The organism is Rhodococcus sp. 2H158 (assembly GCF_053764755.1).
This window is the reverse complement of the sequence record NZ_JBSNCE010000004.1, coordinates 227,343-254,039: the sequence shown is the minus strand read 5'-3', so window position 1 is coordinate 254,039 and position 26,697 is coordinate 227,343. Positions and strand designations below refer to the sequence as shown.

Genomic DNA, 26,697 nt, shown 5'->3' with positions numbered 1-26,697 from the left:
GAACCCTCACGATTCCGCCGGCCCGGTGGCCTCGGGGTCGTGCAGGGGCCGGCCGTGGCCGCTCGCGACGACCCGGGGCGCGAGCCGCGCGATCCGGGTCATCGATTCGCGCGCCAGGGCCCGGTTCCACGTGGTGAGGCGGGGCGGACCGAACATCCCGCGCCTGCGGCGCAGCAGGTCGGGCAGCGAGTTCACGTTGACCGTCAGCACGGCGTCGCCGGTGAGCGCCACCCGGTCGGACCTGCGGAACAACGCGAGGTGCCCCGGAGTGTGCCCCGGCGTGGGGACACACTCCCAGTCGGGCAGGCCCGGCACCCCGGCGGCCGGATCGAACGCGACCGCCGCGCCTTCGAGAGAATCCCGCTCCTGCAGGGCCCGCAGGGTGCGCCGAGGCACCAACCTCAGCAGCGGGGCGACCACCCACCGGTCGAGCGGATGAGCGAACGCCGGGTCGTAACCGCCCCGCGCGAACGGCAGCTCGTCGGGATGCACGTGGACCGGTAACCGCCACAGGCGAGCCAGCTCACGTGCCGAACCCGAATGGTCGGGGTGGAAGTGCGTGAGAAGGATCGCGGCCGGCCGTGTGTCCGCGCCGAACAACTCCTCGGCCGCCGCCCGGATCATCGCCGCCCGCTTCGGCCAGGCGGTGTCCACGAGGACCCACGCCGCCCCCGACCGCACGAGGTAGACGTTGGCCTCGGTCAGGCCGCGGCCGGTCTCGAGCCGGTACACGCCCGCTGCGACCTCTTCCGGATGCGGCCCGTTCCGCACGGTCGGCTCCTTCCCCGAGCCCCTGCCCGCCGTGATGCGCCCGCGCCGGGAGGGTACCCCCGTCTTCGGTGCAGTTTTCGGGCGTGAGAATTCGCGAGGACCTGGTTCGGTAAATTTTTGTTCCGTAGGCCGTGGATTCCACAGACCCCGGCGTGCCGGTGCCGGTCCCCGCGGCGCGCGCTGCGGTGCCACCCCGGCTGCCACAGCGCGGCCTCACCCGCCGGCCCGGTCCCGCTCGGCCGGGGCGAAGTGCTCCGAGAGGTGCCTCGCGACCTCGTCGGGCTGTTCCAGCGCCACGGAGTGCCCCGCGGCGTCGACCGTGACGTGCCGGCCTCCCGCGGCCTCGGCGATGTTCACCGACGAGATCGGCGGCGGGTAGGCATGGTCCTCGCGGCCGGCGACGGCGAGGACCGGCACGCGGCAGCCGGCCAGCTCCTCGACGATCCGTCCGCGGTGGATGACGCCGTGGGCAGCGTCCCCGATGCGCGGCCCGAGCCGGGCGATCGCCGCGCGCCAGGTGCTCGTCATCGAGCTCTCCTGAGCGAGGCTCGAATCACCGAACATGATGTACATGACCGTGTCGACGACGTCGGCCGTGCCGTGCTCGGTGAGGTGGCCGACCAGCGGGGCGAAGTCGTCGAGCTTGTACTCCTCCTCCGCCGACGAGCCGAGGGCGGCGGCCGTGCGGAGCAGTTCGGGCCGTCGCGCGGCGAGCCGCAGCGCGACGAACCCGCCGAGGGAGTTCCCGACGACGTGGCAGGGTGCGAGATCGAGGTGCTCGATCAGGGCCGCGGCGTCCTCGGCGAGGATGTCGACCGCCAGTTCGTCCCGCGCCGCCGGGGCGCTCTCCCCCTGCCCGCGATGGTCGTAGGCGACCACCCGGTACCCGTCGTCCGCGAACTTCTGCACGAGCGCGTCGAACATCGTGTGATCGAAGAAGAGCGAATGGCTGAACACGATCGGCACCCCGTCGCGCGGACCGACGTCGACGAAGGCGAGTTCCGTCCCGTTGACCGATGCTCGCTGCATGAGAAACCTCCTGGATCCGGGCCACCGCACCGCGCTGTGGCGTTCGTCACTACACTGCCGACGAGCGTAGGGAGCGGTCCGGTCGCAGCACTCGTCGATCCGCGCAGAGCACTGCCCGTCCCGCGCACGGCCGGCGAGGAGGTCACGGTGACAGCGGACTACCAGGTGCAGTTCACGACGACCCGCCGCGTGCCGCAACGCGACCGCGCCGAGTTCTGGACCGACCACGTGCGGTTCAACCACGGCGCCCTGGACTACTCCTTCCCGGCTCCGGGCGAACGGTCGCCGGCCGACTTCGCCGGCGCCACGCACGTGCAGCGCTGCGGCGGTCACCAGCTCGTCGAGTTCTGGTCCGATCGGATCACCTACGCGCGGACCGCCCGGCACGTCCGGGCGGACGACGACCGGAGCATGCGCCTGTTCGTGCCGAAGTCCGGCACCCTCACCGTCGCGCACGACGGGGTCTCGCTGCCGGTGCCGGTCGGCCGCGCGGCCCTCGTGTCGATGGCCCACCCCTTCGAGCTCCTCCATCGCGCGCAGGCCCGGGCGTGGGTGCTCACCGTGCCCGAAGGGTGCCTGCCCGACCGTGCCGTCGCCGACGGGCCGAGCGTGCTCGACTTGCGCCGCGGCGTCGCGTCGGTGGCGGAGACGATGACGCGCGCGCTGGCCCGCGAACGGAAGTCGTTGTCCGGTCCCGCATTCGTCGCGATCAGCGCGCGGGTGATCGAGCTCGTGGCCGTCGCGCTGGCCGACCTGCGCGACGGCATCCGCCCGGGCGGCCTGGCGGCGGTGGCCGAGGCCGCCCGGTCCTACGTCGACGAACGTTCGGACGACCCGGACCTGACACCGGCGTCGATGGCGCGCGACCTGGGCTGGTCGCTGCGGCAGCTCCAGCTCGCGCTGCGGACGGCCGGCACCACGCCCGCCGAACTGCTCCGCAACCGGCGGCTGGACCGCGCCCGCAGCCGCCTCGAGGACCCGCGCTGGAGCGCGGTCGCTGTGGGCGACATCGCGTTCGCCTCCGGCTTCGGATCGCTCAGCGCGTTCGGGACGGCGTTCCGTGCCCGCTTCGGGACCACCCCGCGGGCCGTGCGCGTCCCGGGCCCGGCGGCCTGGCCGTGAGGAGGCGGCACTGGCTCAGCGCAGCAGCGTCGCCCGCAGTGTCGCCGTGAGCCACGCCCGGTACTCGTCCACGTCCCAGCCGCAGTCGCGGCGCAGCAGCGCATGCACCTGCGGGGAACCCAGCGTGTAGAGCACGTGCGCCGCGTGATCGACGCTCACGTCGTCGCGCAGCAGTCCGTGCCGGTGCAGCCCGACCGCGATCGTGCGCGCGTTGTCCGCGGTGGCACGAGCGTCCTCGTCGGCGAACCGGCGCATGTCCGGGTCCGCGCCCGACGACTCGACCGAGGTCATCAGCAGCCCACCGGCCCGCTCGAGCAGATCCGCACCGTAACGGACCACCTGCTCGACGATGCGTTCGGCGTCCGAGCCCGCCGTGCCGGAGGCGACCCGCCCCGGACGCGAACGCTCGGCCGGAGCGGGACCGTCGCCGGCCGAGTCCGCGGACCCGCCCGCGACCGCGGCGTCGAGCGCCTCCCGAAACAGTTCGGACTTGCCGCCGGGGAACGCCGTGAAGACGGTACGCACGGCAACCCCGGCCGTCTCCGCGATCTGCCTGACCGTGGTGCTGACGTACCCGCGATCGACGAAGAGCCGGGCGGCAGCGTCGACGACGGTCGCCCGGGTACGGCGCGCGGCCTCCTCGCGCAGCGGCGAACTGTAGGTCCTCTTGGCATGCTGGGACATCGATCTCAGCGTATCAGCATCGGTTGCATCGAAACTGCAACAGATTTCGGAGGCCTGCAGGCGCGACGGCGACCGGGCATGCTGGTCGGGTGCATACCTTCGAGGTCTGGGCTCCGACCCCGCAATCCGTCCGGCTCCGCGTCGACGGCACGGACCACCCCATGCGCCGGGACGACGGCGGCTGGTGGCGCGCCGAGGTCGACGCCTCCCCCGGCGCCCGCTACGGGTACGTCCTCGACGACGACGAGACCGTGCTGCCCGACCCGCGCTCGCCGCGGCAACCCGACGGCGTGCACGGCCTGTCCCAGCTGCACTCGCTCGACGAGAGCGCCTGGACCGACGCGTCCTGGACCGGCCGGCAACTCGCGGGCGGAGTGATCTACGAGCTGCACGTGGGCACCTTCACCGACGAGGGCACGTTCGACGCGGCCGTCGACCGCCTCGACGACCTCGTCGAGCTCGGGGTGGACCTCGTCGAGCTGATGCCGGTCAACGCCTACAACGGCACCCGCGGCTGGGGCTACGACGGGGTGCTCTGGTATGCGGTGCACGAGCCGTACGGCGGCCCGGACGGCCTGCAGCGCTTCGTGGACGCCGCCCACGCCCGCGGCCTCGGGGTGATCCTGGACGTGGTGTACAACCATCTCGGACCGTCCGGCAACTACCTGGACCGCTACGGCCCGTACCTGTCCGGCGGGCAGGGCACGTGGGGCGCGTCGGTCAACCTCGACGGGCCGGACTCCGGCGAGGTGCGCCGCTACATCCTCGACAACGCCCTGCGGTGGATGCGGGACTTCCATATCGACGGGCTGCGCCTGGACGCGGTGCACGCGCTCGTCGACCACACCGCCGTGCACCTGCTCGAGGAACTGGCCGTCGCGACGTACCGGATGTCCGCGCACCTCGGCCGGCCGCTGAGCCTGATCGCCGAGAGCGACCTGAACGATCCGAAGACGATCTCGCCCCGCGCCGCGGGCGGCTACGGCTTGCAGGCGCAGTGGGACGACGACATCCACCACGCCGTGCACGCCGCCGTCTCCGGCGAACGACAGGGCTACTACGGCGATTTCGGTTCGCTCGACTGCCTCGCCCGCACCCTGCGGCACGGGTTCTTCCACGCCGGCACCTATTCGAGCTTCCGCGGGCGCACGCACGGGCGGCCGCTCGACGTCGGGCGCATCCCGGCGAGCTCCCTGCTCGCCTACACGTGCACCCACGACCAGGTGGGCAACCGGGCGATCGGCGACCGGCCCGGTCACTACCTCGACCACGGTCAGCTCGCCGTCAAGGCCGCGCTGGTGCTCACCTCCCCCTTCACGCCGATGTTGTTCATGGGCGAGGAGTGGGACGCGAGTTCACCGTTCCAGTACTTCACCTCCCACCCGGAACCCGAGCTGGCCCGGGCCACCGCCGAGGGACGCCGGCGCGAGTTCTCCGAGCACGGGTGGGACGCCGAGGACGTGCCCGACCCTCAGGATCCGGAGACGTTCCGGCGGTCGACGCTGAACTGGGCCGAGCGCACCGAGCCCGGGCACGCGCGGGTGCTCGACTGCTACCGGCAGCTGCTGGCGCTGCGCCGCGAACGCGCCGAGCTGACCGATCCGTGGCTCGAACACCTGCACGTCGACTACGACGAGGACGAGCGCTGGATCGTGATGCACCGCGGCAGTCTTCGCGTGGCGTGCAACCTCGGGCCCGACCCGGTGACCGTGCCCTTCGGTGGTGCTCCCCTGGTGTGGTGGGAGCCGGTTGTGGTCAACCGGACCGGGTCCGCGACGCTCGTGCCGGGGCACTCGTTCGTCGTGCTCGACTCTGCCGTCGCACCGCAGGCCTAGGCCGCGCAGTGTCACCGCAGGCCGGAGGCCGCGCAGTGTCACCGCAGGCCGGAGGCCGCGCAGTGTCACCGCAGGCCTAGGCCGCGCAGTGTCACCGCCGACGGAGCATGCGCAGGGTCAGCGCGGCCGTGGCCGCCAGGATCACCGCCGTGGCGGCCGCGGCCCCGTGCGTGCCGGCGACGAACGCGTCCCGCGCCGACGCGAGCAGGGCCTCGGCCTCCGCCGCCGGGAGCCGTCCGGCCGCGGCCACCGCGCCGCCGAGGGTGTCGAACTCGTGGCCGGAGCCCGGAACCCCGAGCCGGGAACGGTAGACGGCCGTGACGACACTGCCGAGCACCGCCACCCCCAGCGCGACACCGAGTTCGTACGCCGTCTCCGACACCGCCGACGCGGCGCCGGCCCGGTCGGCCGGGGCGGCCCCGACCACCAGGTCGGTGGTGAGGGTCAGCGCGACGCCGACCCCCACGCCGATGAGGGTGAAGCCGACGACGAACAGCCCCGCGCCGTGGGTGGTGCCGAGAGCCAGCAACATCGCCGCACCCACGGCCGCGATGGCCAGAGCACCCGACAGGACGGTCCCGACCGGCAGGCGCCGCACGAGCCATGCCGCTCCGAGCGAGGACAGAGCGCTGGTCGCGGTCCCGGGGAGCATCAGCAGACCCGCCTGTAGAGGTCCGATCCCGAGCACCAGCTGTAGATACTGCGAACCGAAGAACAGCACCCCGGCGAGGGCGAAGATCGCCAGCAGATTCGTCAGGACGGCCGCGGAGAACTCGCGCCGCCGGAACAGAGTGAGATCGAGCAGCGGGTTCTTCGCGACCCGCTGACGGTGCACGAACGCCGCGGCGGCCGTCAGACCGCCACCCAGCGCGACCAGGGCGGCGGCATGCGGGCCGTGCAGCGCCGTTTCCTTGACCGCGTAGACGATCGGAACCACGGCCAGCAGCGACAGCGCGGCCCCCGGCAGGTCGAAGCGGCCCGGGTGCGGATCCCGCGATTCCGGGACGAGGAACGGCCCGGCGAGGACGAGCACCGCCATGATCGGCAGGTTGATCAGGAACACCGACCCCCACCAGAAGTGTTCGAGCAGCCAGCCGCCCACGAGCGGGCCGAGCGCAGCGCCGCCGCCGGCCATCGCGCCCCACACGCCGATGGCGACGGTCCGCTCCCGCGGATCGGTGAACATGTGCCGGATGAGCCCCAGGGTCGCGGGCATGAGGGTGGCGCCGGAGATTCCCTGCAGTGCACGCGCCAGGATCAGCATCTCCGGGCTCGCCGCCCACGCCGCGACGGCCGAGGCCGCGGCGAAGCCGACGGCACCGACCAGCAGGAGCCGGCGACGGCCGACGCGGTCGCCGAGCACGCCCATCGTCACGAGCAGGCCGGCGACGGCGAACGAGTACACGTCGATGATCCACAGCAGCTGCACTCCGCTCGGGGCCAGATCGGCACTGAGGAAAGGCAGGGCGAGGTCGAGAACGGTCGCGTCGACCGCGATCAGCAACACGGCACAGGCGAGTACCACCAGCCCCGCCCAGGTGCGCACACCCGCGGCCGCAGGCACGGTCCCCGCGTCCGCCGGGCGGACCCCCGGCATCTGCCCGGTGTTCGTCATCCGTCTTCCCTCCACACTGAACCGTCCAGCCGGTACAGAAATACCGTAGCACCGACCGTCCGGACGGTACAAAGACAATCGGTAGAATCGGCCCATGGCCTCCGACACACGCGACCGCATCCTCGACGCCCTCGAACGCACCCTCGTCGACGTGGGGGTCGCCCAGGTGACGCTCGAGGGCGTCGCGGCCGCCGCGGGCGTGTCGAAAGGCGGCCTGCTGTACCACTTTCCGACCAAGGAGTCGATGCTCGCCGCGATGGTGCGGCGCCTCGGCGAACGGGGCGACGCCCGGCTCGCCGATGCCGTCGCCGGCGGCACCCCGGTCGCGGAGTGGTATCTCGCCGATCCGGACGAGACCGGCGACGCCGCGGAGATGGCCCTGTTCCGCTCCACGGTGGCCGCGCTGCGCAGTGCCGACGGCCAGCACGACGACGTGCAGCGCGCGGTGGTCGAGGTGATGCGCTCATGGGACGAGGGCCTGCGCGCCGAGATCGACGATCCCGTCACCGCGGAGATCGTGCGCCTCGTGGGCGACGGCATCTACCTCGGTGCGATGCTCGGCCTCCCGAAGCCCGATCCGGAACTGCACCGACAGGTGGTCGCCCGCCTGCTCGGCTCCGCACACCCCTGATCGCCGGAACCGCCGCCGCACCCGCACCGATCGGGATCGGCCGGGGACAGACGGGTCGTGGGCGCCGGCACACACCGGACGGGCGGGCCCGGCGGGGACACACCTCCCCCACTGGGAATCCCGTGCGGCTCAGGTGAGATAGCGGTAGGCCGGCGAGCCCGGCTCGAGCCGCTGCGCCTCGATCGGCGAGGCCGACATGCGCGCCAGCAGCGACGACAGCCCGTCCGCCGCCCCGAGTTCGATGCCGACCAGCGCCGCCCCGAATTCCCGGTTGTTGCGCTTGACGTACTCGAACAGCGTGATGTCGTCGTCGGGTCCGAGCACCTCGTCGAGGAACCGCCGCAACGCACCCGGCTCCTGGGGGAAGTCCACCAGGAAGTAGTGCTTGAGGCCGCGGTGCACGAGGGAGCGCTCGATGATCTCCCCGTAGCGGGAGACGTCGTTGTTGCCCCCCGAGATCAGGCACACCACCGTCGAGCCCGGCGCGATGGTCAACCCTTCGAGAGCAGCGACGGACAGCGCGCCCGCAGGCTCGGCGATGATGCCCTCGTTCTGGTACAGATCGAGCATCGCGGTGCACACTGCACCCTCGTCGACCTGGGTCATCCCGAACGGCCCGGTGCCCAGACCGTCGTTGCGGAGCGCCGCGACCAGCGGCAGGTTCGCGTGGGAGACGATCTCGGCGCCGAGCCGGGAGACCACCGCGTACGGCACGTCGCCGACCCGCTTGACGGCGGCACCGTCGACGAACGGATCCACCTCGGGCAGGGTCACCGGTCCGCCCGCGACGAGGGCCGCGGTCATCGATGCTGCGCCGGCCGGTTCCACCCCGACGATGGAGGTGGACGGCGACTTCTCGTGCAGGTACGCCGCGATGCCGGCCAGACAGCCGCCACCGCCGACCGGAACCAGCACCAGGTCCGGCGCCGCGGGCAGCTGGTCGAGCATCTCGCGGGCGATGGTCCCCTGCCCCGCCGCGGTGCGGGCGTCGTCGAACGGCGCGACCATCGTCGCGCCGGTGCGCGCGACGTCCGCGGCGGCGGCGGCCGCCGCCGCGTCGAACGTGTCCCCCGTCGGGATGAGCTCGACGAAGGCACCGCCATGCGCGCGGATGCGGTCCCGCTTCTGCTTCGGGGTCCGGGTGGGCACGTAGATCCGGCCCATCACCCCCATCGCCCGGCAGGCGTAGGCCACACCCTGCGCGTGGTTGCCGGCGCTGGCCGTCACCACACCCGCCTCGCGTTCGGCGGGAGAGAGCTGCGCCATGACGTTGTAGGCGCCGCGCAGCTTGTAGGAGCGGACGCGGGTGAGGTCCTCGCGCTTGAGATAGACGTTCGCGCCGGTGAGGACGGAGAGCCGCTCGCTGTGCTCGAGCGGCGTGGGGGCGACCACCGCCGAAATTCGCTCCGCCGCGGCCTCGATGTCGGCCACGCTCAGGGCGGGCAGGTGCATCGGATCGGCGGCTCGCGAAGTAGTGGTCACCTACCTATGCTGCCACTGTCCGCCCGGAACCCCCAACGCGGGTTTCGTCACCCCGCTCGCCACACCCGGCTCCCGCGCTCGCGCGCTCGCGCGCTACCGAGGTTCCAGGATCAGGAGCGGAATCTCCCGGTCCGTCTTCTTCTGGTACTCCGCGTAATCGGGGAAGGCCTCGACCGCGCGCCGCCACCACAGATCCTTCTCCTCGCCGTGGACCTCGCGGGCGGTCATGTCCCGGACCGTCGGCCCATCGCGCAATTCGACGTGCGGGTCCGCCAGGACGTTGTAGTACCAGACCGGATGCTTCGGGGCACCGCCGAGGGAGGCGACCACCGCGTAGACGCCGTCGTGCTCGACCCGCATCAGCGGGGTCTTGCGCAGCTTGCCGGTCCTCGCTCCGCGGCTGGTCAGCACGATGACGGGCCGGCCGTTCAGGGTCGTACCCTCGGTACCGCCGGAACTCTCGTACAGCGCCACCTGGTCGGCGGCCCACTGGGACGGACTCGGTTCGTATTCTCCGGTGAGAGGCATGGCCCCGATTCGACCACGCCCGGCCGCCCATCGCTGCCAAAACACGGCTCATCTGTCAAACCACCAGCGAAAAAGGGGCGCCAGGCAACCGACGTGCGTTCAACGTCTCGACCAGCCGCCGGATCACTGGCTTCGGCTCGGACTCCCGATACAGCCGCGACGCGCGTTCACGCAGCGGGCTGGGCACTCCACGTTCTCACGTGTATGGGTGCCAGAATATGATTAGCGTGGCTAATTATCGGTTACATAGGTAGTTCGGGGCGTGGACACTCGAGAAGGACCGGTCTTGCTGTACTCGCCGAAGCGCGTCTGCTGGCCAGTCGGCCGCGACGATCGCGCCGACGGCAAGACGAAAGGATGCTGGTCCGAGTCCGTCACAACGGTGGCAACGTACTGATCGCGTGGAAGCCCAACGGTTCATTCCGGGGTGTCCGCGCACCGCGGCGCCTACCTGCGCAAAGGATGCAGGTGCGGCCCTCGACCGCACCGACCACGCGGTTGACCGGCGCCGGGGTGGGGCGACAGTCAACCAGGTCGAACCAGTCCGAGAGAGACTCGAGCAGCCAGGGGTGTCGAGCAGACCGCCAACCAGCAGGACGGGCAGTCCTCCCGCCTCCAACGGTGAGGCCGCAACTCCTCGGACCAGGTTGTGTGCCTGCTGCCGCCACCGAAGGGCACGTGCCTCCTCGTACAGGGGCACGTGCAGCGCGGTGGCGAACCGGTCGGCCGCACGCAACAGATCAACAGCCATGTGATCACTCTTGCGTGGATGACCTCGGTCACTCGACGGGGAAATCCCTCAAACTCGCCGTCCACCCGCTCCGATCGGGGACAACCCGGCGCGTCCGGTCCAGGGTTTTCCCCGTCGCCGGTCACCGTGCCCGTGCCCGTGCCCGTGCCCGTGCCGAATGCTCTTCTACGTCAACCATTCGTGCCGGCGGCTCATCACCCGCCCGGCGCACACTGCGAGGGAGAACACCTTGACCAAGAACGTGTGTCGTGCAGCGGTGGCCGCCCCCAAGGCGATCCGTCCCGTCAGGCTCGGCCCGCTTGCTCCCGCATCCGCGTCGATGTTCAGGGTACCGGTCGTGGGCGGGTCGTGGGCGCGGCACTGTCACGTCGAGCGCCCACCTATCGGGAATCGTCAGGTCAGGTAGTCGACTACTCGTTACCGCCGCAGGACGAAGTGCGAGGCTTTCTGCACGGATGCTCTCCCCATACCCGATATGGGACTTGCGAGTGCGTCGCAGGATGTGCCGATGAAGTGAGGGCGTCATGACCGAAGACGCAGCGATCGCTGAAGCCACGGGACGGTTCACCTCCGCCCGGCGCCGAAGCGGCTCGCCCGGCGGCGTGTCCGCCGTCGTCCGGTCCGGCCGCTGACTGCACGGTTCGTCCTGTCCCCACCCGTGGCATTTCCTCTCCTCTCGGGGTAGAGATTTGCCACCTGGGGTGCCTACTGCGGGCAGCGGCGCCGGCACATTGTGGTAGGTGATCAGCTGCGCACCAGGCGGAGCGCAACGATGCAGAGATTCCGGGTAGGCCCGGCGCTCCCGAACCTGACCCCAGCCCCTACGTGTGGGGTCGCCCAAGGACACCCGCGACGGTGACCCGATCGGACCAGACCTCACCACATCGGGAAGCGACAAGAAGAGCAGGGACCGAAGTCCCGAGAGGAGCACGGCATGGTAACGAGCGGTCGAAGTCATGGACGCGAACAGCGGCGGGTCGTCGACTACCTGGTCGATGCGGTGGCCGCGCTGGGCGTGAGGAACATCTTCGGGGTGGACGGCGCCAACATCGAGGACCTCTACGACGCGGTCTTCGATGCCGACGTGGATGTGACCGGGGTGGTTGCCAAGCACGAGTTCTCCGCGGCCACCATGGCCGACGGGTACGCACGCTCGTCGAGTGGGCTCGGTGTTGTCGCCGCCACCTCGGGGGGTGGCGCGATGAACCTGGTCGCCGGACTGGCCGAGTCCTACACCTCGCGGGTGCCGGTGCTGGCCCTGGTCGGTCAGCCACCGACCGCGTTGGAGGGCGGCGGGGCGTTCCAGGATTCCAGCGGCCGGGCGGGTTCGATCGACGCTGCGCGGTTGTTCTCCGAGATCTCCCGCTACTGCGCGCGGGTCGAGCGGCCCGAGGACATCGCCGAGCACCTGGAGCGGGCGGTGTCCGCGGCGCTGTGCGGTGGGCCTGCGGTATTGCTGTTGCCCAAGGATGTTCAGCAGGCCACCGTTACGGGGCCCCGGTTCACCCCGCCGACCCGCCGGGTGGTTCGCGATCACATCGGGCTGGCCCGCGTCGCCGAGATGATCGCCGCGGCCCGGCGGACCGGCAAGATCGTGCTCATCGTCGGCGATCAGGTGGCGCGCAACGATGCCCGCGCGCAGGTGCGGGCGTTGGCCGTCGCGTTGGACGCGGCGGTCGGGGTGACACCGGATGCGAAGGATTGCTACGCCGCCGAAGAGCATGGATTCTGCGGTGTGGCAGGCATAATGGGCCACGCCGAACTCGTCGACGCCGTGCAGCAGGCGGCGTTGTGCCTGCTGGTGGGCACCCGGATGCCGATGACCGCACGAGCCGGGCTCGACGGTGCGCTGGCCGGAGTGCCGGTGGCCAGCATCGGCGCCGAACCACCCTATGCGCCCACGGTGCACGCGGTGAGCATGGACCTCGGGTCGACACTGGACGAGCTCACGGCGCTGTTCGACGTCGACGGCGTACCGGAACCGGCAGGCCCGCAGGCCCTGACGACGCTGGAGGTACCCGACTCCTCGGGTCCGGGGCTGCGCTACCGCGAGGCCGTGGAGGCGATCACGGCGATGCTGCCGGCGGGAGCGGACGTGTTCGCCGACGCCGGGAACACGGGCGCATCGGTGGTGCATCATCTTTCGGTGCCCCGCGGCGGGCGGTTCGTGGTCGCCCTCGGGATGGGCGGCATGGGCTACAGCTTCGGCGCGGGGATCGGCTCGGCGTTCGCGCGGAACAGAAGGACCTTCGTGATCGCCGGGGACGGCGCGTTCTTCATGCACGGCCTGGAGATGCACACCGCGATCGAGCACGACCTGCCGGTGACATTCATCGTGTTCAACAACAACGCGCACGCGATGTGCGTGACCCGCGAGCAACTGTTCTACCGCGATCGATACAGCTTCAACCGATTCCGGCCGACCCTGCTCGGCGAGGGGATCGCGGCGATGTTCCCGACGCTGCCGGCATTCGCCGCGCGAAGTGTCGGCGAGCTGACCGACGCGCTGGCACGCAGCGCGCACACCGAAGGCCCGTCGTTCGTAGCGGTGGACTGCGATCCCGACGAGATACCACCGTTCCTGCCGTTCCTGACCAGCCCCCGATAAAGAATCGAAGGAGAGAAATCGTGACCATCAGCCTTCCCGCTCTGAGCGACATCGCCGAGGATCTGATCCCGGGTGTGTTGCGGATCGAAAATTCCGACAAGGAGGCCACCACACCGATCATCGTGGACATGCTTCGGTCGGTGTACCCGCACGACCAGGTGTTCGGTCAGTTCTGCCCGGTCAACGCCTACATCGCGGCGCCGCCGCGTGAGGTGTACGAGTACCTTGCGGACACCCGGTGTCTGGAGGAGTGGACCTACAGCCTGCGCGGGTTCACCGAGACCGACGAGCCCGGGCTCTGGCTCTCCTACGACCGGCTCGGCGACCAGACGAAATGCTATGTGCGCACCTTCGCGAACCCCGACGCGATGACGGTGGACTACCACTGCGCGTGGGACCAGGGCCGACACCTGTGGATGATCTATCTGATGCGGGTGGTCGACGCGCAGGTGGTGCTCAACAAGCCCGGATCGGTGGTGCTGTGGACCAACTGCCGCCACCCGTTCTACGACGAGAACCCTTACCCGGAGACGGCACCGGCGAACCGCCCGGTGTGGGTCGGCGACTTCTGGGACATGTTCTCCGCCGGACATCAGTTGGAGATGGACAACCTCAAGGCCATCTGCGAGTACCGCGCCACCCACGGTCTGCCGATCAAGCCGGAATGGATGAAATGAGCATGACAGTGCACGCACCTATGACAGCGCCCCGGCCCACGGTCAGCCTGGTCGACGTCGCCAGCTATCTGCCGGAGAATCGGGTTCCCACCGAATATTTCACTCAGTTCTCCCGCTCGGACCGGATGGCGAAGAACGTCATGTTCCGCTCGCCGCAGTATCGGCACCACGTGGCCCGTGACGAGACTGCGGTGGACATGGTGGAGCGGGCGGTGGCCCCGCTGATCGACAGACACGGCGCGGACACGATTTCGAACGTGGATGTGCTGCTCACCCACACCCAGCTGCCCGACAACCCGGTGCTCGGCTGCGGCCCGGAGGTGGCCCGCCGGTTGGGATTGCGCCCGGACTGGGTGATCGACGTGCACAACGGCGGCTGCGCGTCGTTCGTGCACATGATGGCGCTGGCCCAGACCATCCTGCAGAGCTCCGATGCGACCACGGCGTTGATCGCCACGACCCAGAACAGTGCAGGACAGGTCTTCACCCAGAGCGAGATCCGAGGGTTGGCGCATGCTCCGGTGCCCGGCGACGGCTGCGGGGTCGGCCTGTTGACCAAATCCGACGACGCCCCGATCCTGGGCATCGAATGCCGCACCTATCCGGAGTTCGGTGGGGACATGACCTTCGAGGGAGTTCCGGTCTCCGATCGCAAGTACTGGGAGCCGGGCCTCGGGCAGGTCTGCGTGGGGTTCACCGAGTCCAAGATCACCAAGGTGTTCGCCCGCGGCAACCGGCTGGTGCCGGAGGTGGCGCTGGCGGTCTGCGATCGGATCGGCGTGCAATCCGCCGAGGTCGACACCTTCGTCACCAACCAACCCAACCGGCTGTTCCTGCGGAACTGGCGCGAGGCCATGCAGCTGACCCCGGAGCAGCACCCGGACACCTTCGACGAGTGCGGAAACCTTTTCGGCGCCGGCATTCCGGTGACGCTGGATACCGCCAACCGGGACGGGCGCATCGGCAACGGGTCACTGGTGGTGCTGGCCGGATTCGCCCACGCCGGCGACTTCGCCGGTGCGGCCGCCGTCCGATGGGGAGCGGGGCCGACGCCATGACCGGCGAGATCGCGGAGGCGACGACACCGTCGGCGGTGAGCGGCGTGACCAGGCCGGTGCCCCACTTCGAGCTCGGGCTGAGCGAGAACCCGTTCCCGCCGTTGCCGTCGGTGCTGGCGGCGCTGTACGAACAGATGGCCCAGGCGAATCGATATCCGGAGTTTCTGCCGCAGCGTCTTCCCCGGATCATCGCCGACCGGGTCGGTGTGGACCCGGAGCAGGTGGTGGTCGGTTCGGGCGCGACGGGGGTGGCGATGCAGATCATGCAGGCCGTGCTGGGAAGCGGCGAAACCATGGTGTTCGCGAACCCGACGTTCGACGGTTATCCGATCATGGCCGACATGTTGGGCGTGGAAGCGGTGGCTGTTCCGCTCGATCATGGTGGTCGCCAGGATCTGTGTGCGATGGGCGAGGCGGTCGACGACCGGACCGGGCTGGTGGTGGTGTGCCGGCCGCACAACCCCACCGGCACCCTGGTCTCCGCGGCCGACCTGGAGGTGTTCCTGTCCTCGATTCCGCCGCAGGTGGTGGTGATCCTCGACGAGGCCTACGTCGAGTTCATCGACGCCGCCGACGCGGTCGATGTGCTCGGCCTCATTCGCCGCTACCCCAATGTGCTGGTGCTGCGGACGTTTTCGAAGGCATTCGGGCTGGCCGGGCTGCGCATCGGGTACGCATTCGGAGGGCGGGAGCTGGTGGCGCGGGTGCGGCGCCGGCAGCTGCCGTTCGGGATGAGTTGCGCGGCGGTGGCGGCGGTGACCGCCTCCTATGCGGCGGAGGACGAACTGCGGGACCGGGTCGCGCAGATCACCGCCGAACGCGAACTCTTGTGGGTTGCGTTGCGGCAGAACGGGGTGCATGTTCCCCGCAGCCACGCCAATTTCCTCTACCTGAACGGGTCGCGCATCGCACCGGCGCTGCAGCGCGCCGGCATCGTGGCAAAACCCTACGCCGACGGCAGCGCCCGCATCGCGGTGGGCGATCCCGCCGCCGGCCGCGCGGTGCTGCGGGCACTGCAGGCGATCTGAGGGCCGCGGTATGTCGACGATGTTGCCGCGTGCCTCGCAGTTACGTACGGCCGGGCGCGGTGCTGTTCGCACGCTCACCGCCGGGGCCGATCCCGATCGCTATTTTCGGTGGCGGCGCGACCGCGACGGTGACCCGTTCGAGGTCCGGTTTCCCGGATTCACGCCGATCCTGTTCACCGGACATCCCGAGGGTGCCCGAGATATCTTCCGTGCGCCCGTCGATCTGGTCGAGCCCCCGACACCGAATCCGATCGCGCCGCTGGTCGGGGACGCGTCGCTGATCTTGATATCCGGAGAGCGGCACCGCCGGGAACGGAAATTGTTGACACCACCGTTCCACGGGGAGCGGATGCGGGCATACGGCGAGATCATCCGCGATTCGACACTCGATGAGATCGCCGACTGGACTCCGGGACGCATCGTCGACTCGCGGTCTGCCCTTCGGGCCATCACCCTGCGCGTGATCCTGGAGGCGGTGTTCGGGCTCACCGGCGCGGAACGCCCGGCCGAGTACATCCGGGTGGTCGCCGATTTCCTCGCCGCCTACACCGGCCCGCTGATGTTGGTTCCGCCGCTGCGCCGCGGTGTGTTCGGACACGCGCCCTGGGATCGGTTCGTCCGCGCCCGCGACGATTTCGATGCGTTGCTGACCGAGGACATCGAGCGCCGGCGCGCGGACCCCGAGGACGGCCGGGTGGACATCCTGAGCATGCTGCTCGCCGCGACCTACGAAGACGGGTCGCGGATCGACGACGGCGAGCTGCGCGAGGAACTCCGCACATTGCTGGTGGCCGGGCACGAGACCACCGCGACCTCGGTGTGCTGGGCGTTGTTCCATCTGCACCGCCACCCTGAGGTCCGCGAGCGGGTGATGGCCGAGGTGCGGGACCTGGGCGCGACGGCGGCGCCCGAGGACCTCGCTCGGTTGCCGTACCTGGACGCGGTGTGCAAAGAGACGCTGCGGTTACACCCGCCGGTGCCGATCGTGCTGCGCCGGCTGACCGGGCCGCTGCACGTGCGCGGCGTCCCGGTAGCCGCGGGCGCAACGGTCGGTATCGCCCTGCCTCTCCTGCATTCGCATCCGGATGTCTGGGAACGACCCGACCAGTTCGATCCGGAGCGTTTCGTCGGGCGGCGCTACAGTCCGTTCGAATTCGCGCCGTTCGGCGGCGCGCATCGACGGTGCATCGGGTTCGCCCTGGCGGAGTACGAGATGCCGATCGTGCTGGCGACCATCCTGTCGCGGGTCCGGCTGGCTCTGCCGGAGCGGACCCTACGCCGGCCGCCGCCGGTGTCGGTCCCACACAACATCGCGACCGGGCCGCGAAGGCCGATCATGTTCGAAGTGTTGGGCCCGCGGCACCGGGAAGACCGTTCGGGCGGGTCGTCGGTCCCGTACGGTCCGGGGTGATGTCGAGCGCGGCGGCGCTCGGCGTTCCGGGCGGAGATGAATCCGATTGCCGACGATCGAGAGCAGGATCGAGATGAGCACCACCACCGACGGCTACCCGGCCGGGCCCGGGTCGCAACGCCCTCGCCATGGTGCAGACTGCGGCGCTCACGGCGACGCCGGTGAACACGACGACGAGACGCGACACGCGGCATCGGAGGAACAACAGCTCACCACCGCGCACGGCAAACGATCGCGAAGGAGCGACGACGTCATGCTGACACGGCTCGCCACCCTCATCGTCGACCGTCCCCGCCGGGTTCTCGCCGGCGCCCTGGCCTTCCTGGTGCTCGCCGGTGTGCTCGGCACGGGTGTCTCCGCCGAGCTGAAGGTCGGCGGTTTCGACGACCCCGGCTCGGAATCTTCTCTGGCCGAGGCCTTCCTCGACGAGCGCTTCGGCGGCTCCACACCCAACCTGGTGCTGCAGGTCACCGCCCGCGCCGGCGATGTGAACAGCCCCGAGGTGACGGCCGCGGCGCAGCGGCTCGAGCGGCGGATCGCGGCGGAGCCGGAGGTGACCGAGGTCGGCTCCTACTGGACCACGCGGCTGCCGGATCTGCGCAGCACCGACGGCCGGTCCGGGCTGGTGCTGCTGCACGTCGGCGGCAGCGCGGAACAGGCCGCCCGGCACACCACCACGATCCTCGCGGAGCTGCCCGAGGACCCGGCGGTGCGGGTGGCGGCCGGGGGCAAGCTGGGGCTGACCGACGCCCTCGAGACCCACGTGGCGCAGGACCTGAAGCTGGCCGAATCGATCGCGCTGCCCGCGACGCTGCTGCTGCTGATCATCGTGTTCGGCAGCGTGGTGGCCGCGCTGCTGCCGCTGAGCCTGGGCGTGGCCTCGATTCTGGCGACGATGCTGGTGCTGTTCGTGCTGGCCAAGGTCACCGACGTATCCGTCTACGCGCTGACCGTGGCCACGGCATTCGGGCTCGGCCTGGCCATCGACTTCGGGCTGCTGCTGGTGTCCCGGTTCCGCGAGGAGCGGGCCGCCGGGCATCCACCACGGGAAGCGGTGATCGAGTCGGTCGCGACGGCCGGCCGCACCATCTTGTTCAGCGCGGCCACCGTGACGGTGGCGATGGGCGGGATGCTCGTGTTCCCCATCTACTTCCTGCGGTCAGTCGGGTTCGCGGCGATGGCGGTGGTGGTGACGGCGGCGGTGAGCGCAGTGGTGGTGCTGCCTGCGATTCTGGCACTGCTCGGTGGGCGAATCGACTCGTTGGCGGTGCGGCGCCGACGCGACCGGCTGGCGGCGGATTCGCCGTTCTGGCGTCGCACCGCGGCAGCGGTGACGCGCCGACCGGTGCGCGCCGCGCTGCCGGTGCTGATGCTGTTGCTGCTGATGGGCATTCCGGTCCTGCACGCCCGGTTCGCGACCCCGGACGAGCGAGCGCTGCCGGTCGATTCGGCCGCGCGTGAGGTCACCACCGCGATCCGGGACGACTATGCCGCCGACAGCTCGGACGCGGCGATCTTGGTGGCGCGCAACGACGCGGCGGCGCTCGATCGGGTGGCCCGCGAGGTGTCCGCGCTCGACGAGGTGGCCCGGGTGGACGGCGCCTTCGGCCGCTACCAACACGGGATGCTGGTGGCCGGTCCGGGACCGCAGAGCGCGCGCTTCACCGCCGACGATGCCGGGTACGTGCTGGTCGAACCGACGGTGGACGCGCAATCGGAGCCGGCCCAGGACCTGGTGCACGAGATCCGGGCGCTGCCGGCGGTGGCCGAGAACCGCGTCGCCGTCGGCGGCCCGACGGCAACGCTGATCGACAGCAATTCCGCGATCGCCGGCCGTCTGCCGTCGGCGCTCGCACTGCTGGCCGTGTCGACCTTCGTGCTGTTGTTCCTATTCACCGGAAGCATGATCGTGCCGATCAAGGCGCTGCTGCTCAACGTGTTCGTGCTCATCGCGGTGATCGGCGCGATGGTGTGGCTGTTCCAGGACGGGCACCTGGCCGCGATCACCGGCGTGACGCCCGCACCGCTGAACATCGGCATGGTGGTGCTGCTGTGCTGCATCGCGTTCAGCCTGTCGGTGGACTACGAGATCTTCCTGCTCAGCCGGATCAAGGAGGCGCGCGACGGCGGGGCGGGCACCACCGAGGCGACCATCGAGGGCCTGGGTCGCGTCGGGCGGATCGTGAGCAGCGCCGCCGCCCTGCTCACCGTGACCCTGCTGTCCTTCTCGACCGGGCTGTCGTTCATGCAGATGTTCGGGATCGGCACCGCGCTCGCCGTGCTGTTGGACGCCACACTGGTGCGCGGCGTGCTGGTGCCGGCGTTCATGCGGGTGGCCGGCGAGTTCAATTGGTGGGCACCGGGACCGCTGCGCCGACTGCACGCGCGAATCGGGGTGCGCGAGTCCCCGAGGTCGTCCGCTCCCGCAGGGTCGCGGCCAGTCGGCTGAACGTTCGGGTCGGCTGCGGCGTGCACGGGCTGTGCCACCAGCGGGGACTGTCCAGCGGCAGCGTGCCGAACTGCGTCCCCATCACGATGGTCCAGGCTGTCCTTGTGCCGCCGCGGGATTTCGCAGTCCGGGCACGCGAGCTGGGAGGACAGCGCGGCGGCGACCTGGTGTTCGACCACGGTGTCCTGCACCGCGGCGAACAGGTGCTCGGCCCAAACATCGCGGTCGAGGGTTTTCCCCGTCGCCGGTCACCGTGCCCATGCCGAATGATGTTTTCCACGTCAACCACTCGTGCCGGGTGCAACACCCGCCGAAACACACTACGAGAAGAACACCTTGGACAAGAAAGTGTTTCGCGCAGCGATGGCCGTTCCCGAGGCGGTCCATCCCGTCAGGCTCGGCCCGCCTGCTCCCGCATCCGCGCCGTTGTTCAGCGTGCCGGTCGTGGGCGCCGTCCCGCCCGACGTGGCGAGGTTGCCGCGGAAACAAGAAGTCGACTACTCGTTACCGCCACGCGGTGAAGTGCGACGGCTTCGTCAAGGATGCTCTCCCCATACCCGATATGAGACCGGCAAGTGCGTCGCAGAATGCGCCGATGAAGCGAGGCTGTCATGATCGAGGACGCAGCGATCACCGAAGCCACGAGACGGTTCACCCCCGGCTCGTCGCCGAACAGGCTCGCCCGGCAACGTGCCCGCCATCGCCCGGTCCGGCCGCCGACTGCACGATCCGTCCCGTCCCCACCCGTGACCCTTTCCCTCGGTGTGGAGATTCGCACACGTCGGTATTTCGTGGAATCCATAGTGTCGGTCTCGCTTCCACGGTGAACCGCCGACAACCACGGACCTGATACGCGATAGTTGCCAGGAGCTGGAGATGAACCCACGTGCGTTCCCCGAATCGGACGAGCGATCGATCACAATCGAGTTCGACGAGCTGCACCACGAGATCGACCACATCGACGCGGAAATCCTCGCGGCGGTCGTCCGGCGCACGGAACTCTCTCGGAGAGTTGCCGCGGTCGAGCGGGCCTGCGGCGTCACCGGCACCCCGTACAAGCGCGACCTCGCGGTGATCCACCGCTTCGGAGTGCTCGGTAAGGAAGGCCACTCGCTCGGCAGCCTGCTGATCCGGCTGGCGCATCCGCGCAACCACCGCTGAACTTGCCACCCCAAACCCGACAAAGGGAGGACTTCCGATGAGAAACATCCGACTCAGAAACATCCGACGTGCCGGGGCGGTGGCAGCGGCAGCGGCGCTCGGTCTGCTGGCAGTCGGCACTGCGTCCGCGACCCCGCCGGTCGCCACACCCGAACCCGGCGGGGTCATCCGCATGGACCTGGCACCAGGGGAAACGTGGGAGTGCGAGGGATGGAGTCTCGAGCCGCCGTACCTACAAGTGGTACCGGACTTCTACAAATTCGAGACCGGACCGAACCCGATCTTCTTCCGATACACACCCGGTACCCGAGCGTTCATCCAGTGCATCGGCACGGGTGCACCGTACTACTACGTCGGCCCAATCGTGACCGCCATCCCATAGTTCGCGCAAGCACTGTCAGCTTCGCTGATGGCCGGCTGGAGGGCACTATCGCGGGGTCGGTCGTAGGGTCGCGGAGGGTCTGGTTGTGGACGTCAGCGGCCACGGTCCCGATATTTCCCACGCGTGGGATGGTTCCCGGCCCGGTCCCGGGCGCACACTGGCGGTAATCACAAGTCGTGCCGTCGGGCGCAACTCCGCGCTGAGGCAGGTCGGCAATCGGCTCGTCGGCATCCTCCATGGCTGCCTCAAAACCCACACCACCTACGACCAGACAACCGCGTGGTCACACCGCCGGGCCGGTGTTGCTGCTCGACACCGGAGATCCAGGGATGTCCGATCCGTCGACTTTCGCCGCGGAGGTGGAGCGGTCGGGATCAACTCGAGTCCGCTGCTGTCGAGGGTGCTCGGGTCGAGGTAGATGTACACGGGCTCCCATACAGTGCGGGCCGCGACGGTGCTGGCGTGCCGGAACGCTTGCTCGGGCCGGCCTCATCATCGTCCCGTGTCGACCAGTCGACGGTACTGTTTCGCCATCTGGACCCAGGTCACCGACTTGCCCGCAGCGACCCGACCCACCGGCACGGCCGAACGGCGTCGACCCCGCCCGGCCCCGCGGTTCCACACCAAGTTGACCACGCCGTGCCCGCCAAGGCCGGCGTGCTGATCCCGGTCACGGACCTGTTTGCTGGCAGCGGCCGTGGGGCGCCTGGCCCAGGTGCCACTCGGTGAACCATGTGCGCAGCGGATGATCTCGCCGCTCGTGCTCATCGATGTCCTCGATGCGCACGAGGCCCGGTTCTTCGGCCAGGTCGCTGCCGCGCCCTCGCGACCTACCAGCCCGGTACCGCAGGAACGGTGAGAGCGGCGCCCCTGCCCGAGGTGGCTGACGAGCTGACCCAGTGGGGTGTCTCGAGAAGGACGAGGTCCGTGCAGGTCGAAGGGCCGGAGCCGGTAGCGCGGAGCCGGGGCCGCCCCCCGCCTGGAATCGGGTGCTGTCCCGGCAACCGCGTCGCCAGGGGAGGCCGTCGAAGCGCCCTTGACGACGACCACGGGCGGGGTGGATCGTGTACAGCGCCCGGCGGTGATCACACGCAGTCCTTCACGCTGTCCCGGAAGGAGTTGGCGAGCTGCGTCCGGGAGCGGACACCAACCTTGCGATAAACCCTTCCCAGGTGCATCTCGATCGTCTTGACACTGAGGAACAGCTGCGCGGCGATCTCACGGTTCGTGCCACCGTTTGCAGCAAGCTGGGCCACCTCCAACTCCTGTGCGGTGAGCGCGTCGGCAACGCTTCCACTCCGCGCCTGGGCTGTTGGCGGTGGTGGTCACCGCCGCGGGTATCCAGGACCGGGACGGCGCCCGCCGACTGCTGGCCGTGCTGCGGGACCGGTTCTCGACGATCGAGTTCGTGTGGGCCGACGGCGGCTATGCGGGACAGCTCGTGCGGTGGGCGAAAAACGTGCTGGCCCTTGGCGTCCAGATCGTCGAACGCAACGACGATGTGCCCGTCAACGCCGCCGGGCCGTGGTTCCGCAGCGGCCCGGCCGGATCCGCCCGCCCCGACTGCCGGGGCCCGGCGTCACCGCACCGATCGGCGATGTTCGGTGGACCGAAAACAAGTCTGCGAGTAGCCTGGCGGACGGGTTCCCCGAGGCGCACGGAGGTCGAGATGACGACGATGGATTCGCCCACCCCCACCCGCCGCCGGCCCGCGTCCGTCGACGTGGCCGGAACCGCATGGCCGCTGTACAAGCTCGAGGCACTCGTCGCGGCCGTCCTGGTCCTGCTGGCGCTGTTCGCGATCACCGCGGACGCGCAGACCGCCGTGCTCGCCGCCGCCGCGACCGCCACCGTCGTCTGGTGGGCCCGCATGCTGCACTACCGCCGCGACACCTGACCGCAGCGACATCTGACCGCAGCACACCGTGGGCGGGTCAGGTCGCCAGGCAGGCCGGCCCGAGCAGAGCCTTGAGGTCCCCCATCAGCGCCGACGACGGCTCCACCCGCAGGCTGTCGTCCACCTTGAGCACGGTGACCTTGCTGCCGGAGATCAGCCGGACGTGCACGTCCGAGGTGCCGGGGTGGCGGGTGAGCACGCTCTTGAGCGCCCCGACCTTGTCGGGGGTGCACAGCCGGGTCGGCATCGACACCGACAACGGCTTGGCCACCCCGACCTGCGACAAGTCGGGCACGGCGAGATCATTGGCGATCAACGAGATCCGGTCGTCGCGGATCGACACGCGCGCCTTGACCAGCACCACCGAGTCCTCGACCACGTCCATGCCGTACACCGAGTAGGACTGCGGGAAGAAGAGCACCTCGATGCCGCCGGCGAGATCCTCGAGCTGCGCCGACGCCCAGGTCAGACCGTTCTTGTTGATGCGGCGGTTCACCGACGCGAGGATGCCGCCCACGGTGACCTGGGTGCCGTCCTTGATCGCGCCCTCGAGGATGGTCGGGATCGCGGTGTCCGACTGCTGGGCGAGCACGTGCTCGACGCCGTTGAGCGGATGCCCGGACACGTACAGGCCCAGCATCTCCCGTTCGAGGGCGAGCTTGTGCTTGGTGTCCCATTCCTCCTCGGGGATCTTCACGTTGAACACCGAGGTGACCGACTCGTCGGCGTCCGCGCCGCCGAACAGGTCGAACTGCCCGATCGCCTCGGCCTTCTTGGTGCCCATGACCGCGTCGATCGCGTCGGCGTGAACCAGCATCAGGCCCTTGCGGGGATGGCCGAGCGAATCGAACCCGCCGGCCTTGATCAGCGACTCGGTGACCTTCTTCGAGCACGCGAGCGCATCGATCTTGTTGAGGTAGTCGGAGAAGTCGGTGAACCGGCCCTTCTCCTCCCGCGCCCGGATGATGGACGCCACGACGTTGGTACCGACGTTGCGCACCGCGCCGAGGCCGAACCGGATGTCCTCCCCCACCGACGCGAAGTCGACCCGCGACTCGTTGACGTCGGGCGGCAGCACGGTGATGCCCATCTTTCGGCAGTCCGACAGGTAGACCGCTGCCTTGTCCTTGTCGTCGCCGACGGACGTGAGCAGGCCCGCCATGTACTCGGCGGGGTAGTTGGCCTTGAGGTACGCCGTCCAGAACGAGACGAGGCCGTACCCGGCGGCGTGCGACTTGTTGAACGCGTATCCGGCGAACGGAAGCACCGTGTCCCACAATGCGGTGATTGCGGGCTGGGAGAAGCCGTTGTCGAGCATGCCCTTCTGGAAGCCGCCGTACGCCTCCTCGAGGATCTCCTTCTTCTTCTTGCCCATGGCTCGCCGTAGCAGGTCTGCCTGTCCGAGCGAGTAACCGGCCACCTTCTGAGCGATCTGCATGATCTGCTCCTGGTAGACGATCAGGCCGTAGGTGTCGGCCAGGATGTCCTTCAGCGGCTCCTCGAGCTCGGGGTGGATGGGCTTGACCTCTTGCCGGCCGTTCTTGCGGTCGGCGTAGTCGTTGTGGGCGTTCATGCCCATCGGGCCGGGCCGGTACAGGGCGAGCACGGCGACGATGTCCTCGAACCCGGTCGGCTGCATGCGGCGCAGCAGATCGCGCATGGCGCTGCCGTCGAGCTGGAACACACCCAGGGTGTCGCCCCGGGCCAGCAACTCGTAGGTGGGCGGATCCTCGAGTGGCAGCGTGTCCAGGTCGAGGTCGATGCCGCGGTTGTTCTTGATGTTCTCGATCGCGTCGCCGATGACGGTGAGGTTCCGCAGACCGAGGAAGTCCATCTTCAGCAGGCCGATGGCCTCGCACGACGGGTAGTCCCACCCGGTGATGATCGCGCCGTCCTGCGCCCGCTTCCACAGCGGGATGGCGTCCATCAGCGGCTCGGAGGACATGATCACCGCGCAGGCATGCACGCCGGCGTTGCGGATCAGGCCCTCGAGGCCGAGCGCGGTGTCGTAGATCTTCTTCACGTCCGGGTTGGATTCGATCAGGGCCCGGACCTCGGCGGCCTCCTTGTACCGCTCGTGGTTCGGGTCGGTGATGCCCGACACCGGAATGTCCTTCGCCATGATCGGCGGCGGCAGCGCCTTGGTGATCTGGTCGGCGATCGCGAACCCCGGCTGGCCGAACTGCACGCGCGCCGAGTCCTTGATCGCGGCCTTCGTCTTGATGGTGCCGAACGTGATCACCTGGGCGACCTTGTCGTTGCCCCACTTCTCGGTCGCGTACCGGACCATCTCGCCGCGGCGGCGATCGTCGAAGTCGATGTCGATATCGGGCATCGACACGCGCTCGGGGTTGAGGAACCGCTCGAACAGCAGGCCGTGCGGGAGCGGGTCGATGTTCGTGATGCCCATGGCGTAGGCGACGAGCGAACCGGCGGCCGAGCCTCGGCCCGGACCGACCCGGATACCCACCTCGCGGGCGTGGTTGATCAGGTCGCCGACCACGAGGAAATAGGCCGGGAAACCCATCTCGCAGATCACGTCGATCTCGTAGTCGGCGCGGCGCAGGTATTCGTCGGGCGCGCCGTTCGGGAAGCGGCGGTCGAGGCCGCGCATGACCTCCTCGCGCAGCCACGTCGCCTGCGTGTGCCCCTCGGGTACGGGGAAGATCGGCATCCGGTCGCGGTGGGTCCACACCTCCTCGTAGGACTGCACCCGCTCGGCGATGAGCAGCGTGTTGTCGCACGCGCCGGGCACCTCGCCGTCCCACAGCGCCCGCATCTCCGCGGCGGACTTCAGGTAGTAGCCGTCGCCGTCGAACTTGAAGCGGGTCGGATCCGAAAGCGTCTTGCCGGTCTGGATGCACAGCAGCGCCTCGTGGTTCTCGGCGGCATCCTTGGTGACGTAGTGGCAGTCGTTGGTGGCTAGCGGCGGGATGCCGAGCGTGCGGCCGATCTCGAGCAGGCCCTCCCGGACGCGACGCTCGATGGACAGGCCGTGATCCATCAGCTCGAGGAAAAAGTTGTCCTTGCCCCAGATCTCCTGCCACTTCGCGGCCGCCTCGAGCGCCTCGCGGTCGTGGCCGAGACGCAGCCGGGTCTGGATCTCCCCCGACGGGCAGCCGGTGGTCGCGATGATGCCCTCGGCGTGGTGGGCGATGAGGTCCTCGTCCATCCGGGCCCACTTGCCGAGCTGGCCCTCGATGGAGGCGAGCGAGGACAGCTTGAACAGGTTCCGCAGTCCGGTGGCGTTCTCGGCCACCATCGTCATGTGCGTGTACGAGCCGGAACCGGAGATGTCGTCGGACTTCTGGCTCGGATCCCCCCAGTGCACGCGCTTGGTGCTGAACCGCGACTCCGGGGCGATGTAGGCCTCGATGCCGATGATCGGCTTGATCCCGAACTTCGTCGCGGCGTTGTAGAACTCGCTGGCGCCGTACATGTTCCCGTGGTCGGTCATTCCGACCGCCGTCATCCCCAGCCGCTCGGCCTCCTTGAACAGGGGACCGACCTTCGCGGCGCCGTCGAGCATCGAGTACTCGGTGTGGTTGTGCAGATGAACGAACGAGTCAGCCACGCGT

Annotated in this window: 18 protein-coding genes and 2 pseudogenes; 12 read left to right on the top strand and 8 right to left on the bottom strand. The window is 69.6% G+C overall.

The genetic code is table 11. From position 1 onward, the window contains the following. Positions 1–6 precede the first annotated feature (6 nt). Both ACWPOB_RS05840 and ACWPOB_RS05835 read right to left on the bottom strand, forming a co-directional pair. A complete protein-coding gene (locus tag ACWPOB_RS05840; RefSeq protein WP_455400193.1) occupies positions 7–771 on the bottom strand; it encodes an MBL fold metallo-hydrolase in 765 nt (254 codons plus the stop codon). A gap of 213 nt (positions 772–984) precedes the next feature. After that, positions 985–1,800 (bottom strand): alpha/beta fold hydrolase, encoded by an 816-nt coding sequence (locus ACWPOB_RS05835; protein ID WP_455400192.1) that lies wholly within the window; start codon positions 1,798–1,800, stop codon positions 985–987. Between the two features lie 147 nt (positions 1,801–1,947). Between ACWPOB_RS05835 and ACWPOB_RS05830 the strand changes: the two genes are divergently transcribed. After that, a complete protein-coding gene (locus ACWPOB_RS05830; protein WP_455400191.1) occupies positions 1,948–2,922 on the top strand; it encodes an AraC family transcriptional regulator in 975 nt (324 codons plus the stop codon). 15 nt (positions 2,923–2,937) lie between these two features. Here the strand turns inward: ACWPOB_RS05830 and ACWPOB_RS05825 are convergent, their stop codons facing one another. Further along, on the bottom strand, positions 2,938–3,606 hold the full coding sequence (locus ACWPOB_RS05825) for a TetR/AcrR family transcriptional regulator (protein ID WP_100058772.1): 669 nt from the start codon (positions 3,604–3,606) through the stop codon (positions 2,938–2,940). 23 nt (positions 3,607–3,629) lie between these two features. Here ACWPOB_RS05825 and treZ point away from each other — a divergent pair, with 23 nt between their 5' ends. Next, positions 3,630–5,441 carry a malto-oligosyltrehalose trehalohydrolase gene (gene treZ, locus ACWPOB_RS05820; protein ID WP_100058771.1) on the top strand — a complete coding sequence of 604 codons (1,812 nt, stop codon included), beginning with the start codon at positions 3,630–3,632 and terminating at the stop codon, positions 5,439–5,441. Between the two features lie 91 nt (positions 5,442–5,532). Here the strand turns inward: treZ and ACWPOB_RS05815 are convergent, their stop codons facing one another. Then, positions 5,533–7,056, bottom strand: a complete 1,524-nt coding sequence (locus ACWPOB_RS05815; protein WP_455400190.1) for an MFS transporter — start codon at positions 7,054–7,056, stop codon at positions 5,533–5,535. Positions 7,057–7,150: 94 nt separating this feature from the next. Here ACWPOB_RS05815 and ACWPOB_RS05810 point away from each other — a divergent pair, with 94 nt between their 5' ends. After that, positions 7,151–7,687, top strand: coding sequence for a TetR/AcrR family transcriptional regulator (locus ACWPOB_RS05810; protein WP_006943765.1), 537 nt, complete (start codon positions 7,151–7,153; stop codon positions 7,685–7,687). A gap of 129 nt (positions 7,688–7,816) precedes the next feature. On the opposite strand, the gene ilvA is transcribed toward ACWPOB_RS05810, so the two are convergent. After that, a complete protein-coding gene (ilvA, locus tag ACWPOB_RS05805; protein WP_455400206.1) occupies positions 7,817–9,139 on the bottom strand; it encodes a threonine ammonia-lyase IlvA in 1,323 nt (440 codons plus the stop codon). Positions 9,140–9,262: 123 nt separating this feature from the next. Further along, entirely contained in the window at positions 9,263–9,697 is a 435-nt protein-coding gene (locus ACWPOB_RS05800) for a nitroreductase family deazaflavin-dependent oxidoreductase (protein ID WP_100058893.1), read from the bottom strand. Between the two features lie 1,685 nt (positions 9,698–11,382). Here ACWPOB_RS05800 and ACWPOB_RS05795 point away from each other — a divergent pair. The 8 genes and pseudogenes from ACWPOB_RS05795 to ACWPOB_RS05760 all read left to right on the top strand — a co-directional run. Further along, on the top strand, positions 11,383–13,056 hold the full coding sequence (locus ACWPOB_RS05795; RefSeq protein WP_455400189.1) for a thiamine pyrophosphate-binding protein: 1,674 nt from the start codon (positions 11,383–11,385) through the stop codon (positions 13,054–13,056). A gap of 20 nt (positions 13,057–13,076) precedes the next feature. After that, on the top strand, positions 13,077–13,733 hold the full coding sequence (locus ACWPOB_RS05790) for an SRPBCC family protein (protein ID WP_100056251.1): 657 nt from the start codon (positions 13,077–13,079) through the stop codon (positions 13,731–13,733). Positions 13,734–13,753: 20 nt separating this feature from the next. Continuing rightward, on the top strand, positions 13,754–14,791 hold the full coding sequence (locus tag ACWPOB_RS05785; RefSeq protein WP_455400188.1) for a 3-oxoacyl-ACP synthase III family protein: 1,038 nt from the start codon (positions 13,754–13,756) through the stop codon (positions 14,789–14,791). Continuing rightward, positions 14,788–15,819 carry an aminotransferase class I/II-fold pyridoxal phosphate-dependent enzyme gene (locus ACWPOB_RS05780; protein WP_455400187.1) on the top strand — a complete coding sequence of 344 codons (1,032 nt, stop codon included), beginning with the start codon at positions 14,788–14,790 and terminating at the stop codon, positions 15,817–15,819. The genes ACWPOB_RS05785 and ACWPOB_RS05780 overlap by 4 nt, the downstream gene beginning before the upstream one ends. Before the next feature lie 10 nt (positions 15,820–15,829). Beyond that, entirely contained in the window at positions 15,830–17,230 is a 1,401-nt protein-coding gene (locus ACWPOB_RS05775; protein WP_455400186.1) for a cytochrome P450, read from the top strand. A 73-nt stretch (positions 17,231–17,303) separates the two neighbouring features. Beyond that, complete coding sequence (locus ACWPOB_RS05770) at positions 17,304–19,679, top strand: MMPL family transporter (protein ID WP_455400185.1); 2,376 nt, start codon at positions 17,304–17,306, stop codon at positions 19,677–19,679. A gap of 876 nt (positions 19,680–20,555) precedes the next feature. Next, entirely contained in the window at positions 20,556–20,840 is a 285-nt protein-coding gene (locus tag ACWPOB_RS05765; protein WP_100056247.1) for a chorismate mutase, read from the top strand. A gap of 1,015 nt (positions 20,841–21,855) precedes the next feature. Further along, a pseudogene (locus ACWPOB_RS05760) lies at positions 21,856–22,036 on the top strand (IS110 family transposase); the annotation flags it as partial. 271 nt (positions 22,037–22,307) lie between these two features. On the opposite strand, the pseudogene ACWPOB_RS05755 reads toward ACWPOB_RS05760, so the two are convergent. Then, positions 22,308–22,490 (bottom strand): annotated as a pseudogene (locus tag ACWPOB_RS05755) (helix-turn-helix domain-containing protein); the annotation flags it as partial. Between the two features lie 401 nt (positions 22,491–22,891). Between ACWPOB_RS05755 and ACWPOB_RS05750 the strand changes: the two are divergent. Further along, positions 22,892–23,119 carry a hypothetical protein gene (locus ACWPOB_RS05750; RefSeq protein ID WP_100056253.1) on the top strand — a complete coding sequence of 76 codons (228 nt, stop codon included), beginning with the start codon at positions 22,892–22,894 and terminating at the stop codon, positions 23,117–23,119. A 37-nt stretch (positions 23,120–23,156) separates the two neighbouring features. On the opposite strand, the gene dnaE is transcribed toward ACWPOB_RS05750, so the two are convergent. Then, positions 23,157–26,693, bottom strand: coding sequence for a DNA polymerase III subunit alpha (dnaE, locus tag ACWPOB_RS05745; RefSeq protein WP_455400184.1), 3,537 nt, complete (start codon positions 26,691–26,693; stop codon positions 23,157–23,159). Positions 26,694–26,697: the final 4 nt, after the last annotated feature.